This window comes from Nonomuraea sp. NPDC001699 (genome assembly GCF_053596455.1).
Map to the genome: position 1 here is coordinate 262,703 of NZ_JBSFGF010000010.1, position 15,374 is coordinate 278,076.

At 75.0% G+C, this 15,374-nt stretch carries 3 protein-coding genes; 1 reads left to right on the forward strand and 2 read right to left on the reverse strand.

Features of this window, described 5'->3' with window-relative positions; genetic code table 11:
* Window positions 1-3: 3 nt before the first annotated feature.
* Window positions 4-12,234 carry an amino acid adenylation domain-containing protein gene (locus tag ACWCSU_RS29390; RefSeq protein WP_449939252.1) on the reverse strand — a complete coding sequence of 4,077 codons (12,231 nt, stop codon included), beginning with the start codon at window positions 12,232-12,234 and terminating at the stop codon, window positions 4-6.
* Window positions 12,235-12,332: 98 nt separating this feature from the next.
* On the opposite strand from ACWCSU_RS29390, the gene ACWCSU_RS29395 reads away from it, so the two are divergent.
* The gene (locus tag ACWCSU_RS29395; protein ID WP_357703654.1) at window positions 12,333-13,067 is read left to right on the forward strand and encodes a thioesterase II family protein; all 735 of its coding nucleotides are present in this window, start codon (window positions 12,333-12,335) and stop codon (window positions 13,065-13,067) included.
* A 10-nt stretch (window positions 13,068-13,077) separates the two neighbouring features.
* Here the strand turns inward: ACWCSU_RS29395 and fabD are convergent, their stop codons facing one another.
* The gene (gene fabD, locus ACWCSU_RS29400) at window positions 13,078-15,360 is read right to left on the reverse strand and encodes an ACP S-malonyltransferase (RefSeq protein ID WP_449939255.1); all 2,283 of its coding nucleotides are present in this window, start codon (window positions 15,358-15,360) and stop codon (window positions 13,078-13,080) included.
* Window positions 15,361-15,374: the final 14 nt, after the last annotated feature.

Below are 15,374 nucleotides of genomic sequence, written 5' to 3' on the forward strand. Positions count from 1 at the left end.
GAGTCAGCGCCTCCCCGTGGTGATGTTCAGGTCGAGCAGCGAGCTGGCGTCGTCCGGCGGGCCGGGATCGGGCCTCCGGCCAGGAGCGGGGCTTGGGGCGGGGTCGGGGCTCCGGCCGGAAGCGCTGGGCGGGGCGGGGTCGCGCTCCAGCCACAGCCGCCTGCGGCGGAAGACCGGCGCCGGGGCGGGCTCGCGTACCGGCCCCGCACGCAGCCGCGGGTCCGGCTCGCTCAGCACGAGGTGCGCGTTGGTGCCGCCGAGCCCGAACGAGCTGACGCCGGCGACCCTCGGCGAGGGCCAGTCCCGCGGCTCGGTGACGGGCTCGAAGGGCGAGGCGGCGAAGTCGAACCGCGGGTTGGGCCGCTCGCAGGACAACGTCGGCGGGATCCGTCCGTGCTCGACGGCCAGCGCCGCCTTGATCAGCCCGGCGATCCCGGCCGCGCTGAGCGTGTGCCCGATGTTGGTCTTCACACTGCCGATCGCACACGTGCCCGGATCGCCGCCCTCGTGGAAGACGCGGGTCAGGGCTCGCAGCTCTATGGGGTCGCCGATGAGGGTGCCGGTGCCGTGCGCCTCGATCAGGCCGATCTCCCTCGGCCTGCGGCCGGCCGCCGCCAGGGCCCGGCGGACCACGTCGGCCTGGGCCTCGGGGTTGGGCGTGGTGACGCCCATGGTTCGGCCGTCGTTGTTGACGGCGACCGCCTCGATGACCGCGTGCACCCGGTCGCCGTCGGCCAGCGCCGCGCTCAGCGGCTTGAGCAGGACGACCCCGCAGCCCTCCCCCGGCACGAACCCGTCGGCACGCTCGTCGAACGTGTGACACAGCCCGGTGGGCGACAGCGCCTTGGCCGCGCTGAGCTGGAGGTAGTCGTTCTCGTCCAGGAGCACTTCCACCCCGCCCGCGAGGGCGACCTCGGCCTCCCCGGCGAGCAGGCTCTGCGCGGCGAGCTGCACGCCGACCAGGGAGGAGGAGCACGCGCTGTCCACGACGAGGTTGGGGCCACGCAGGTCGAAGTGGTGGGCGACCCTGGCCGCGATGAAGTTCTGGTCGGAGGCCAGCCCGCCCGGCCGGATGCCGACCCGGCGCCCGTAGTCGGACATCCGGGCTCCCGCGAACACGCCGGCCCGGCGTCCGCGCAGCTCGGCGGGGTCGTAGCCGGCGTCGGCGAGGCAGGTCGCGCAGCACTCCAGGAACATGCGGATGGCCGGGTCGAGGGCGCGGGCCTCGTCCTCGCCCAGGCCGAAGTAGTCGTTGTCGAAGTCCTCGATGCCGTCGACGAAGCCGCCCCACTTGCTGATGCTGCGGCCGAGGGCGGGCTCGGGCGCGTACAGCTCGCGGTGGTCCCAGCGGGAGGCGGGCACCTCGCGCACGTCGCACCGGCCCTCGGTGAGGTTCCGCCAGAACGCGGCCACGTCGGGGGCGCCGGGGAACCGGCAGGCCATGCCGATGATCGCGATCCTGCGGTCCTCGGAGCCTGCCGGTCGGACGGGCTCCAGAGCAGGGGCAGTGGTCTGGGCAGTGTCCGGCGCGGTCTCCCGGGGCTCGTGCGAGGTGACCTTCCCCGGGACACCCCGGACGGTCTCCTCCGGGACGCCCAGGCGGTCGCGGAGCTGTTCCAGCGTCGGGTGGTCCAGCAGCAGCGACGGCTCCAGGCTCTCCCCGAGCCGCTCCTCGATGCGCTGCACCAGCTCGGCCAGCATCACCGACTCGACGCCGAGGTCCCCGAACTCCGCCGTCGGGTCCAGCGCGTCCACGGGGATGCCGATCGTCTCGGAGAACAGCTCGGCCAGCCAGTCGGGCTCCCCGGCCGGCGCGGGCTCGGGGACGGGACGGCGGTCGGGCCGTTCCGGCAGCCTGATCAGCGCCGGGACGTCCACCGAAACGCCGGACGGCGGGCACGGCAGCACGGTCGCGCCGCGCGGCAACCCGATCACCCGGTCCAGCACCCGCAGCCCCTCCCGGTCGCCGAGGGACGCGAGACCGACGGCCTCGCCGACGTTCGGCTTCCCGCGCGCCCCGCCGGACTCCCGCCATTGCGGCCAGTCGACCGACCGGAACTCGGCCCGGCCGGACCGCCGCCTGACCCCGGCGCAGAGGTCGAGGAAGGCGTTGGCGGCCGCGTAGTCGGCCACCCCGGCGGCCAGCGCCGGCACGGCGGCGCAGACGGAGGAGAAGGTGACGAAGAAGGCCGGACGGTCCCCGGCGCACGCCTCGTCCAGCGCCTCCAGGAGGTCGGCCTTGGGTGCGAGCACGGCCCGCAGGTCGTCGTCGGACTTGTGGGCCAGCGACGGGCGGCCCTGGCTGGAGCGTCCCGCGCAGTGGACGACGCCGCCGATCGGGCCCAGCTCGCGCCGTACGCCGTCGAGGAAGGCGGCCACCCCGGACGGCGGCCCGGTGTGCACGACCACCCGCGCGCCCATGTCTTCCAGGCCGAGGACGGTGGCGACGGCCTCCTCGCCGGAGCCGTCCCACTGGTCGCGCGGCGGCAGCGGCCGGACACCGAGCAGGGCGAGCCGGCGCGCGCCGCGTCCGGCCAGGTGGCGGGCCACCAGCGCGCCCAGCCCCCTGGTGCCGCCGCTCACGACGTAGACGGACTCGGGATCGAGGTCCGGCTCCACGTAGGGCGCGGACAACTCCCGCAGATCTGGACGGAACCGCCCGCCATCGCGGTAACAGACCTCCCCGTACGGCTCGGCGGACGCCCACTCGGCGCGGATCTGCGCGGCCGAGGGCCGGTCGCTGTCCAGCACGGTGGCCGTGACCGACGGGTACTCGGCGGCCAGCATCCGCACGAACCCCGCCATCCGCGCCCCCGCCAGGCTCGGCGGCGCGCCGTCGAGGTCCAGCAGGCCGCTGGTGACGTGCAGGATCCGCAGCGGGCGGCGCCGGGCCAGGGCGTCCCGCAGGACGGCGAGCCGTCGCAGCTCGTCACGCGGGTTCGCCTCGCCCAGGTCGCACAGGTCGATCCAGCCGGTGAACTCCTCCGGGACGGGGTCGCCCGCGCGTACGGGCACGACCTGGTCGCCGAGCGAGCGCGCCAGCTCCTCGGAGTCGTCGCCGTACAGGCACACCACGGTGCCGCCGCCCAGGGTGCCCGGGTCGCGGGCGGGCCGCTCGGACGCCGCCCACGTCCGCTCGAAGAGCGGCGTCTCGGACACGGCCGATTCCGGCACCCCGGACGCCGGCTCCCCGGACGATGGCTCCCCGGACGATGGCTCGCCGGACGCCGCCGGTTCGAAGGGCCAGCACCGCATCCGGGCGAACGGGTACGACGGCAACCCCACCAGCCGCGCGCCCGGAGGCGGCGTCCAGTCCACGTGACCGCCCTCCACCCAGTACCGCCCCACTTCCAGCAGCTCACCGGGCGTGCCGGGCTTCCCGGACGACGGGTCGCCGGGCTTGCCGGATGGCGGGGTGCCTGGGCGGGGCCGGCCGCGGAGCACGTCGGCGGGCTCCGACCGGGCGAACCGCTCCAGCCGTCCGCACAGCTCCCCCACGTCCGGGACGACCAGCGCGAGCCGTTCGCGCAGCGGCTCCCGTCCGGTCTGGAGGGTGTGGGCGACGTCGGCGAGGCTCTCGGGCGTCGCGCGCAGGTGCCCGGCCAGCCGGCCGGCCATGGCGCGCAGGTGCCCGGCCAGCCGGCCGGCCATGGCGCGCAGCCGCCTCTCGTCGTGGGCCGACAGCACGATCAGCTGCGGCCCGGGGTCGGACGTGCCGGATTCGGCGGGCGGGGGCTCCTCGACCACGGCGTGCGCGATCGTCCCTCCGGCGCCGAACGAGCTGATGCCCGCCCGCCGGGGCGCGCCGCCGGGCCCCTCGGGCCAGTCGGCCGCCTCGCGCTGCACGCGGAAGGGGATCTCGTCCCAGGCGATGTCCGGGTTGAGGTCGTCGGCGTGCAGGGAGGGGACGAGCCGCCGGTGCCGGAGCTGGAGCACGATCTTGGTGAGCCCGGCGATGCCGGCGCCCGACTCGACGTGCCCGAGGTTGGACTTGACCGAACCGATCGGGATGCTGCCCGGGGCCGCGCCCGTCCGTCCGAACACCCGCATGAGGGCGTTGATCTCGATGGGGTCGCCGAGCGCGGTGCCCGCGCCGTGGCATTCCAGGTAGCCGATGCCGTCGGGGTCCACGCCCGCGTCGGCGAGCGCGCGGGCGACGAGCTCGCCCTCCTCGACCGGGCTCGGCACCACCCAGCCGTTCGTACGGCCCGAGTGCACGACGGCGGTGCCCCTGATCACGGCGTGGATCCGGTCGCCGTCCGCCTTCGCCCTCGCCAGCGGCTTGAGCAGGACGACCCCCGCACCCTCGGCGGGCACGAAACCGTCGCCGCCCGCGCCGAAACTGTGGCAGCGCCGGTCCCCGGCGGTGAGCCGCATGCGGGCGTGCTGGACGAACTTGTTCGGGTGCAGGTTGAGGTTGACGCCGCCGGCGATCGCCAACTGGCACTCCCCCTGGCGCAGCGACCGTACGGCGAGATGCAGCGCGGCCAGCGACGACGAGCACATCGTGTCGACCGACATGCTGGGCCCCTTGAGGTCCAGGTGGTAGGAGACGCGGTTGGCCACGCCGCCGAGGGTCGCGCCGGTGTCCTGGGACGTGCCGCGCAGGCTCTGCTCGACGCCGAAGAAGGGGTACTCGTTGTACATCACGCCCGCGTAGACGGCGACGTCGGAGCCATGCTGGTCGCGCAGGCGGGTGCGCGGGTAACCGGCGTCCTCCAGGGCCTCCCAGGCGACCTCCAGGAAGACGCGCTCCTGGGGGTCCATGAGGGCCGCGTCGCGCGGGGTGATGCCGAACAGCAGCGGGTCGAAGTCGGTGACGCCGTCGAGGAAGCCGCCCCACATGAGGTCCACGGGCCAGCCGTCGCGGGTCCGGTCGCCGGGGACGCGGGAGAGCGAGTGCCGTCCGGCGGCCAGGTTCTCCCAGAACGCGGCCAGGTCGGGGGCGTCGGGGTAACGCCCGGCGATCCCGATCACGGCGATCGCGCCCGCGTCGTCGGGATCGTCGGCTTTGTCGAGCCGGTCGGGCTGCTCGGGCTGATCGGGGCGGTCGGGCTGGTCGGGGCGGGGCGTCGGCGGGGCCGGGGCTCTGGTGGCCAGTGCGGCGGCGACCCCGGCCAGGTCCTTGTGCTCGAAGAAGAGGGTCCGCGACCGCTCCCCCAGGTCCCGTTCCAGCCGCGCGTTGAGCTCGACGATCTGGTACGACGTCAGCCCGTACTGCTCCAATGGCACCCGCACCCCGAGCCGGTCGGCGTCGATGCCCGAGACCTCGGCGTAGACGCCCTTGAGGTACTCCTCCATGTCCGCCGTGGCGGCCCGCGGCGTGTCCGGCTCCGTCCGCTCGATCCAGTACGGCTCGGCCTCGAACGGGTAGGACGGCAGCGCCACCCGTCCGGGCGGCTCCGGCCAGAACCGTTCCCAGTCCACGTCCTGCCCGGTCACCCAGGCCGCGGCGGCCTCGGCCTCGGTACCCGCCGAACCGGCGCCTCCGCCGACGCGACCGGCGAGCACGGACGGATGCGCCCGGCCCGCCGCGAACGCCTCCAGTGCCTCCCGCAGCCCGGCCGCGTCACGGCAGACCACGGCGAGCCGGTGCGCGAGGGCGGAACGTCCGGTCTGGGTGGTGTAGGCGATCCGGCGCACGTCCTGCTCCCCGGCCCCGGCGGCCAGGCGGCGGGCGGCGGTCACGAGCTGCTCCGGCGTCGCGGCCGAGACCAGGACGGCGTGCTCGCGGCCGTCGTCGGCCGCGCTCCCCCCGGTCTCCTCGGGCAGGGGCGCGCGGACGACGGCGTGGGCGTGCGTGCCGGTCGCCCCGAAGGCGTTGATCAGCGCCCGCCGCTCACCGGTCCAGGGCCGGGCCTGCTCGGGCACGCTGACCGCGTCGGTGGGCGGCTCGGCGACGAGGGTGGGCGCCAGCCGTCCGTGCCGGAGCTGCAGCAGCACCTTGGCGAGCTGGGAGGCGCCGGACGCGGCTTCGAGGTGGCCGATGTTCGGCTTGAGCGTGCCCGCCTCGACGGGCTCGGGCCGCCCGCCGAAGACCTCGGCCAGCGCCTCCGCCTCGGCCGCGTCGGCCAGGACGGCCCCGGCCGCGGCGCACTCGACGTAGGAGACGTCGCCGGGCCCGGCGCCGGCCCGCTCCAGGGCGCCGCGCATGGACGCCGCCATGGCCTCGGCGCTCGGCGCGGTGAACCGCCCGGTACGCCCGGTGTGCGCGACCCAGGTGGCCTCGACCACGCCGTGGACGGCGTCCCCCGCCCGGACGGCGTCCGCGACGGGCCGCAGCAGGAAGGAGCCGACGCCCTCGCCCACCGTCCAGCCGGGCCGGTCGGCGTCGAAGGCGGCGGCGCCGGCCTCCTCGGCCAGCAGGCCCAGCCCGGCCAGCAGCGCGGCGTGGTAGGGGTCGGCGAGCAGGTTGACGCCCGCGACCACGGCCGCGTCGCAGTCGCCCGTACGGATGGCCTGGGCGGCCAGGTGCAGCGCGGTCAGCGTGGACGAGCACGACGTGTCCACGGCGATGCTCGGCCCGGTGAACCCGAAGAAGTACGAGACCCGGTTCACCATGTCGGACGCGGTCGCCGACACCACGGCCGGGCCGCCCGCCTGCCAGGCGGCGGCGCCCGCGTGCTGGTAGTCGTGCCACATCGAGCCGACGAAGACGCCCACCCTGGGGGCGGTCCGGCGCAGGGAGTCCGGGGTGTGCCCGGCGTGCTCCAGGCACTCCCACACGCTGTGCAGCAGGAGCCGGAGCTGCGGGTCGAGCGTCGCGGCCTCCTTCGGCGAGATGTGGAAGAGCAGGCTGTCGAAGCGGTCGATGTGCTCCAGGTAGCCGCCGGGACGCTCGCCCCTGGGGTCGGGACGCAGGCTGCGGGCGCCGGTGCTGAGGTTGTGCCAGAAGCCGTCCAGGTCGTCGGCGCCGGGGAAACGTCCGGCCAGGCCGATCACGGCGAGACCGGCCGCCGGCTCCGCCCGCCGCGCGGGCTCGGGGCGAGGGGCCGCCGGCTCGGGGTGCACGGCTGCCGGTTCCGTCGCCGGGGTGGCGAAGACGGGGGTGCCGTCGCCGGTCGCGTGCTCGGCCGGGCCGCCCAGGAACGCCTGGAGGAAGCGGTGGCCGTCGTCGAGGTCGAACTGGTCGCGGACGCGGTCGAAGGCGACCTCGCCGATGGGGCAGAGCCCGATGCCGCAGGCCGCCTGGCCGGTCATCAGGAGCTGGCCGAGGTAGCCCGCCTCCAGGGTCAGGTAGCGCAGGCTCTGCTCGCCGTACAGGGGTTCGATGCCCTTGGTCTGGCCGATGAGGTAGAGGCTGAAGCCGGCGCGGTCGTACAGGTCGCGGTTGTAGACGAAGTGGACCGTACGGTCGAGCTCGGGGTGGGCGTTCACCAGGTGGAGGGCGTGCTCGCTCGGGTTGTAGTAGTAGATGCCCTCGGGGACGCCGTCGATCGCGCCCCTGGTGACGTGCAGGTACGCCTGCACGGCGTAGGTGTCCCCGGCCGACGGGTACAGGTGGCGCTCGCGGTCGCCGAGCCGTCGTTCGCGCAGTAGGCCGAGCAGCCGGCACAACGACCGGTACGGCAGCGAGCCGGGCTCGAAGTCGCGCACGCTGGCCCGCCAGGCGAAGTGCTCGTCTGGCACGTCGAGGCGGTCCAGGCGGATGAGGCTGGCGTCCGGCTCCAGCGGGCGCAGGTTCCACCGGGCCGCCTTGAACGCCTCCCGGTCCTCGGGCGAGAAGAAGTCCACCTCCCCCGGCCCGCCCGCCTCGGCCTCCACCTCGGCCTCCGCCGGCGCGGGCTTCTGCGAGGGGCGTTCCCTGGTGGGAGGAGCGGCGGGCGGGTCGGCGGGCGGGGCGGCGGGTGGGTCGGCGGGGCCGCCCACGACGGCGGCGATGCCGTTGACGGTCGGGTTCTCCAGCAGCAGCGCCACCGGCACCCGCCTGCCGTACCGCTTCCGCAGCGCCTTGGAGACCTGGACCATGGTGAAGGAGGTGACGCCCTGGTCCCAGAGGTCCTGGCCGGGGTCCACCTCCTCGACCCCGATCAGCTCGGCGAACAGCTCGGCGATCTCCGTCACGGTCCGCCCCGCGACCTCGGGCTCAGGCTCGGGCTGGGGTTGGGGGCGGGGCTCCGGTTCGGGCTCGGGCTGGGGCTGGGGCTGGGGGTGAGGCTCCGGGTCGGGCTCGCGCTGGGACTCCGGTTCGGGCTGGGGCGCCGGCTCCGGGGCGGGATCCGGGGTGCGTTCGGTGAGGGGCCACGGGAGGGCGTCCCGGTCCAGTTTGCCGTTGGACGTGGCCGGGAACGTGCGCACGAACGCCACGTGGTTGGGCACCATGTACGCCGGCAGCGTCCCGGCCGCGTGCGCCCGCAGCTCACCGACGTCCGGCTGCGCACCCTCGGCCATCACGTACGCGACCAGCTTCCGCTCCCCCGAGCGATCGTCGCGGGCCAGGACGACGACGTCCCGCACCGCCGGGTGCTGCCGCAGCCGGTGCTCGATCTCGCCCAGCTCCACCCGGAACCCGCGGATCTTCACCTGGTTGTCGGCCCGCCCGAGGAACGTGATGTTCCCGTCGGGCAGCAGCGCCGCCCGGTCGCCGGTCCGGTACATGCGCCCGCCCGCGAACGGGTCCGGCACGAACCGGTCGGCGGTCAGCTCGGGCTGGTTGCGGTAGCCGAGGCTCAGGCACCTGCCGCCGATGAACAGGTCGCCCTCCTCCCCTTCGGGGCAGGGCCGCCGGTCCTCGTCGAGGATGTAGTAGAGCGCGTCGTCGATCGGCCGGCCGTACGGGATGCTCCGCCACGACGGGTCGATCTCCCCCACCTCGAACCAGTTCGACCAGACGGTGGCCTCGGTGGCGCCGCCCAGGCTGACCACCCGCGCCCGCGGGAAGGTCGCGCGCACGGCGTCCGGCAGCGGCAGCGGCGTGTAGTCGCCGCTGAGGAAGACCAGCCGCAGGTCGCCGGTGCCCTCGCCGCCCTGCCGCTCGGCCAGCAGCGGGGCGAGCTGGTTGAGCGTCGTGGGCGCGGAGTTCCAGAACGTGACCGGCTCGTCGATGAGGACGTCCAGCAGCAGTTCGGGGTCGCGCTGCTGGCCCTCGTCGGCGATGTAGAGCGAGGCGCCCCGGCCGAGCAGGCCGAAGATGTCGAACACCGACAGGTCGAAGCCGAGCGAGGTGACGCAGAGCCCGACGTCGGAGGCGTCGAAGTCGAAGGTGCGATAGCACCAGTCGAGCAGGTTGAGCAGCGGCCGGTGGCTGACCTCGACGCCCTTGGGCTTGCCGGTGCTGCCCGAGGTGAAGATCACGTACGCGAGGTCGTCCACGGCGCCTACGAGGGGCGGGTCGCCGCGGTCGTCCCCGCCGGCGTCCAGCTCGACGGCGCGCACGTCCTCGGGCACGGCCCAGCCGGACGTCTCCGCGCAGGTCAGCACGATCCCGGCGGCGGCGTCGTCCAGCATGACCGCCGCCCGCTCGTCCGGCAGGGACGGCTCCACGGGCAGGTAGGCGCCGCCCGCCTTGAGAATCCCGAGGACGGCGGCCACCATGTCCGGCCCGCGGCACAGGCGCACGCCGACCACCGTCCCCGGCCCCACGCCCAGCTCCTTCAGCCGCCAGGCGGCGGCGTTGGCCCGCCGGTTCAGCTCCCCGTACGTCATGGTCCCGCCGGCGTGCCGCAGCGCGACCGCGTCGGGCCGGGCGGCGGCCTGCCGCTCGAACAGCCGGTGGACGGGACGCAGCCGGTCCTCGAAGGCCGCGAACAGCTCGGTCAGGTCGGGGAACTCCGGCTCCAGGGCGTCCCAGTGGTAGTGCAGCCGGTCGCCCTCCCTGATGACGATGCAGTCGAGGGCGACGTCCGGGGTGTAGGTCATCCAGGGGCCGGCCTCGACGCCGTCCGGGAGGGGGTGCTCGGTCAGGTCGAGGGTGCTGGTGTAGACGACGGGGAAGGCGTAGGCGCGGCGGCGGCGCTCCCTCATGACGTGGCCGCGCAGCGTGGCCAGGCCGGTCAGGGCGCCGTTCGCGGCGTCGGCGGCGATCCGGTCCGGGTAGGACTCCTCGTCGGTGACCCAGCTCAGGGCGGTGAACTCGCCGGGGCGCAGCGGCTCCGACTCGGCGGTCCAGCGCACCACGGACACGCTGAACGGGTCGGGGAAGCGCCCGCGCAGCGCGCCGGCCAGGGCGGCGAAGACGGTCTCGTCGGAGACCGCGGCGACGCTGCCGCTCAGCCGGACGCGGCGGGCGGGCGTGGTGGCCACCTCGGGCCCGGGCGGCAGGTCGCGGAACCGCTCGTCCCAGTAGCCGTCCCCGTGCGGGTCCTCAAGGGGGGACGCCTGGGAAGGCGGGCGCGGCTCGGCCGAGGGGTCGGCGTAGAGCCTGAACAGCTCGCGCAGCACGATGTGGATGCTCCGCCCGTCGAGCACGGTGAGGTCGACGGCCGCGTGCACGGTCTCGCCGCTGACCCGCAGCTCCCACTGCGGCCAGCGGCCCAGCGCGAACGCCCGTCCGGCCATCTCCTCGGGCTCGACGCCGGGGACCTCGGGGATGGCCCAGTTCTCCGGCGCGTGCGGCCTGATCCGCAGCGTCCCGTCGTGCGTGACCTCCGAGCGCAGCGCGTCGTGGGCGGCCACCAGGCGCAGCCAGGCCCGTCCGAGCCGGTCCCGGTCCAGGTCGCGGACGTGGAAGCTGTGGTAGACCTGGCAGCCGTCGTACTCGTGCGAACCGCCCGCGCGGGCCACGAAGTACGCCTTCTGCAGCTCGTTGAGCGGCCGGATCTCGCCCTCGCCGCTGTCGGCGGCCAGGGCGCGCAGCGCGTTGGTGAAGCGGGCGAACAGGGTCTCCGGCTCGCCGGGCGCGAAGCAGCCGGGCACCAGGTCCCAGCGCACCCGCAGCTCGCCGTCGTGCTCCCACATCTGGTGGTCGAGCGCGACGCCGGAGGTCTGGCTGAGCGCGTACGACACCGGCGGCACGGCGTCGTCGGGCCGGGCGTCCAGCAGGCTGGTGAAGACGACGGGCAGGGCGGTGCGCTCGCGCAGCTCCCGCATGACGGTCACGCCGGGGACGCCCGCGTGGCCGAGGTCGCGCCACAACCGCCGGTGCACCTCCCGGACCGCCTCCTCCAGCGGCTCGCCGAGCGTGCTCTCGGCGGCGAACACGGCGGTGCCGGTGAACGGCCCGACCACCTCGTCCACCTCGCGCGGCAGCCAGGCCCGGCCGGTCGTGGTGACGGCCAGGGAGCAGTCCGCGCCCCTGCCGACCGTCTCGGCGAACAGGGTCAGCACGAGGGCGGTCGGCGAGACGTCCAGCCCGGCGGCCCTGGCGCGCAGGGCGCCCCACTGGGCGGCGGTCAGCGAGCCGGTCAGCGCGGCGCGCGGCGAACCGTCCGGGACGCCGGCGGCGGGGCCGGGCGGCAGGTCCGCCAGGCGTTCCCGCCAGTAGTCCAGGTCCTCCTGGTGGCGGGGGCCGCGCCGCCGGGCGTCCAGCGCCAGCAGGCAGTCGCGGACGGAGAGGCCGCCGTCCTCCAGCCGATGGCCGGGGTCGCGGTAGCAGCGCCACCAGTCGCGCAGCAGCACGTCGAGCCCGCGCCCGTCGGTCACGCTCGCGTCGATGCCGAAGTGCACGGTCCCGGGCGTGGTGACCTCGACGGCGAACGGCGGCCAGACGCCGGGCTCGTACCGCCGGTGCGCGAGGCGTTCGCGGGCGCCGGGCTCGTCCACCGGCAGGTCCCAGGAGGGGGCCTGGTCCAGCACCCGCTGGGTGCCGTCCTCGCCCAGTTCCAGGCGCAGGGCGTCGTGGTGGTCCACGACGCGCTGCCAGGCCGCGCGCAGGCGTTCGGGGTCCACGCCGGGCACCTCGAACTCGCGGTAGACCTGGCAGCCGACCGGGTCGGGGGTGGCGTCCTCGTCCGCGCCCATGACGTACGCCTGCTGCAGGGGCGTCAAGGGGAACGGCTCGTGCCGCTCGCCGGGAGCCGGGCTGATCACCGGGCCGGCCGGGACGGTGTCCTCGGTCGTCCCGGCCAGCTCGGCGATCCGCTCGGCCAGCTCGGCCGGCGTCCCGCAGTCACCCAGCCGCTCCACGGGGAAGTCCAGCGAGAACTCCCGCTGGATCTCGAACCACACCCGTACCGCGGAGATCGAGTCGAGTCCGCTGTCCTTCAGTGAAGCGTCGGGGGTCAGCTCCGCACCGCCGGGCAGCACCTCGGCCAGCAGGCGGATGACCGTCTCCGTCACGCGCTCGTCGTGCTCCATGGGCCTCCTCCCTCACTGCGACGCTAGTGAGGACGACGCGCGCTGCCTGCTCAAGACTGAGCAGGCGGCGGAAGACGATCGGCCGTAACGTTCGGATCATGCCTGGTTCCTGGATAGCGGGCGGCGGCCCCAGAGCCGACGCCCGGATCAGACTGTTCTGCTTCGCGCACGCGGGAGGCGGCTCCGCGCTGTTCCGCAGATGGGACGAACATCTGTCCCCGGACGTCGACGTCTGCCCGGTGGTGCTGCCGGGGCGCGAGTCGCGCCTGCGCGAGCGGCCCTACAACCGCATGGAGCAGCTCGTGGGCCCGCTGTCGGAGGCCATCGAGCCGTACACCGACCGGCCCTTCGCGCTGTTCGGGCACAGCATGGGCGCGGTCGTGGCCTGGGAGACGGCCCGCCGGTTCCCGCCCGCGGTGCTGTTCGTGTCCGGACGCCGCGCGCCGCAGCTCCCGACCCGCCGCCGCCTCTTCAGCGACCTGTCGGAGGAGGAGATGCTGGCCGAGATGGGCAAGCTGAACGGCACGCCGTCGGAGGTGATGGGCCAGCGCGGCCTGCTGGAGGTGTTCCTGCCGAGCCTGCGCGCCGACTTCGAGCTGAACGAGTCGTACACGCCGTTGCCCGGCCCGCGTCCGGACTGCCCGATCTCGGCGCTGCTCGGCGACGCCGACCCCGAGGTGGACCCGGACGAGATCAGCGCCTGGGGCGACGCCACGGGCGGCGGCTTCACGCTGCGCGTGTTCGGCGGCGACCACTTCTACCTCAAGGGCCCGCGGCCCGAGGTGCTGGCGGCGGTCCAGGAGGACCTGGACCGCCACCTCCTCCGGGTCTAGCAGGGTCTGATCAGGTCTGACCGTCCTTGGTCAGGTCGCGCAGCCGGGCCTCCAGCAACCCGGCGGCGGCCTCCATCAGCCGGTCGGCGATGACGTCGACGTGCCTGGCCCGCCAGTCGGCCAGCTCCGTGCCGGCCACCCACCGGTTGAACGCCCCCATGGCGGGCCCGCAATGGACCTGGTAGTCCACCTGCCGTCCGGCCTCGCCGCGCAGCGCCAGCCTGATCGTGTGGACGAAGTACCAGCGGAAGACGAGCGCCATGCGGTGTTTGGGGTCGCGCTCGGCGCGAGCCAGCTCGCCCGGCCTGCGCGCGGCCAGGAACGCCCGCGTCTCCTCCCACACCTCCGCGAAGGAACGGCGGAAGAACTTGTCCTGGATCGTCCGTCTGGTCCGCTCGTCGATCTCCTCCAGCGAGCCGTACTGGCGGTAGAGCTGGTAGAGCTTGTTCGCGCGGGCCGGGAACAGCGTGCCCTTCCTGGCCACCTGCACCTGCGCGCCCAGCTCGAACAGGTCGCCGGCCGGGGCGTAGGCGGTGTCCTGCACGTCGAGCCCGGCGAGCAGGTCCTTGACGGCGTCGGACGTCCCGGCCTCGGGGGTGCACTGGTTGACGCTGCCGGTGACGATGAAGTCGGCGCCGAGCACGAACGCGGCCGCGGCCGCCTCCGGGGCGCCGATCCCGCCGGACGCGCCGACCCTGATGCGCCTGGCGTAGCCGTGCGCGGCCATCGCCTCGTCGCGCAGCCGCAGGATCGCGGGAATCAGCGCGTACGGCGAGCGCCCGTCGGTGTGCCCGGCCGAGTCGGCCTCGACGCAGACGTCCGCGCTGACCGGCAGCTCCGCGGCGACCTCCGCCTCGGCCGCGCTCAGCGCGCCCTCCCGGACGAGCCGCTCCAGGACGGCCTTCGGCGCGGGACGCATGAAGGCGGCGGCGACCTCGGGCCTGGAGACCTTGGCCACCACGTGCCGGACGGCGACCGGCCGCCCGGAGGCGTCGCGGTGCGCGCCGCTGTAGCGGTAGCGCACGAGGGGGGCGGTGAGGTGCGGGTAGGCGGCGGCCTCGATGTGCCGCACGTCGCGGCGGAGCAGCAGGTCCACCGTCTCGCGTTCCAGGCCCTCCTCGCCGAGGCCGTGGAGCAGGTTCACGCCGTACGCGCCGTCCGGCCCTAGGGCGCCCTGGATGGTGTCGAGGGCCGCGGCGATCTCGTCCGGGGTGAGCCCGCCCGCGCCGAAGAAGCCCATCAGCCCGGCCCGGCCCATCCTGATCACGAGGTCGGCCGACGCGATGCCCTTGAACATCGATCCGGCCAGGTAGGCGTGGCGGACCCGGTAGTCGGCGCGGAACTCGGCCGACCCGAGCGCGACCCCGGCCTCCCGGACGGCGGGCGTCACCGGCTCCCGGACGGCGGGCGTCGCAGGCTGGGCGGGCGTCACCGGCCGGGCGGGCGTCGCCGGTTCCTGGGGGGCGGGTTCCGGCGGGTGGCGGCGGGTGACCTGCCACAGCTTGCCGAGCACGTCGCCGGGCCCGATCTCCTCCAGCTCGGACACGCCCTGCGCCATCAGGTACCGCAGGCCGTCCACCCACCGCACCGGGTTGCAGATCTGGCGGCGCAGCAGCTCGGCCGCCTCGCCCGCCCGGTACGGACGTCCGGTCACGTTGGAGATGACGGGCACCCGCGGCTCCTCGATGCGGACGCCCTCCAGCGCCTCGGCGAAGGCGGCGGCGGCCGGTTCCATGTAGCGCGAGTGCGAGGGGACGCTCACGCTCAGCGGCACCCACTTGCCGGGGGCGCCGCGGCGGAGCGCGTCCAGCTCGTCCTTGGGCCCGGCCAGGACGACCTGTTCGGGGGAGTTGTAGTTGGCGACGTCCACGCCGGTGCCCGCCAGCAGTTCCTCCAGCCGTTCGGGGTCGGCGCCGAGGACCGCCGCCATGGCGCCGTCGGCCGCCGCCGACATCAGCTCGCCGCGCCGCTTGACCAGGGCGAGCGCGGTCTCGAAGTCGAAGCAGCCGGCCGCGAACAGCGCCGCGTACTCGCCCAGGCTGTGCCCGGCCAGGTAGTCGGGCCGTCCGCCCGCCTCCTGCCGCGCGAGGAAGCTCAGGGCGTTGACGGTGAAGAGGGCGGGCTGCACGTAACGGGTGTCACGCAGCCGCACCGGGTCGTCGCACAGCTCGGCGACGGAGTAGCCGAGGATCTCGTCGGCGCGCTCGCACAGGCCGGGGTACCGCTCCAGGACGCCCGCCCCCATGCCCTTGCGCTGCGACCCCTGCCCGGGGAAAACCCACACGACGGACATCAGGCGCGTTCCTC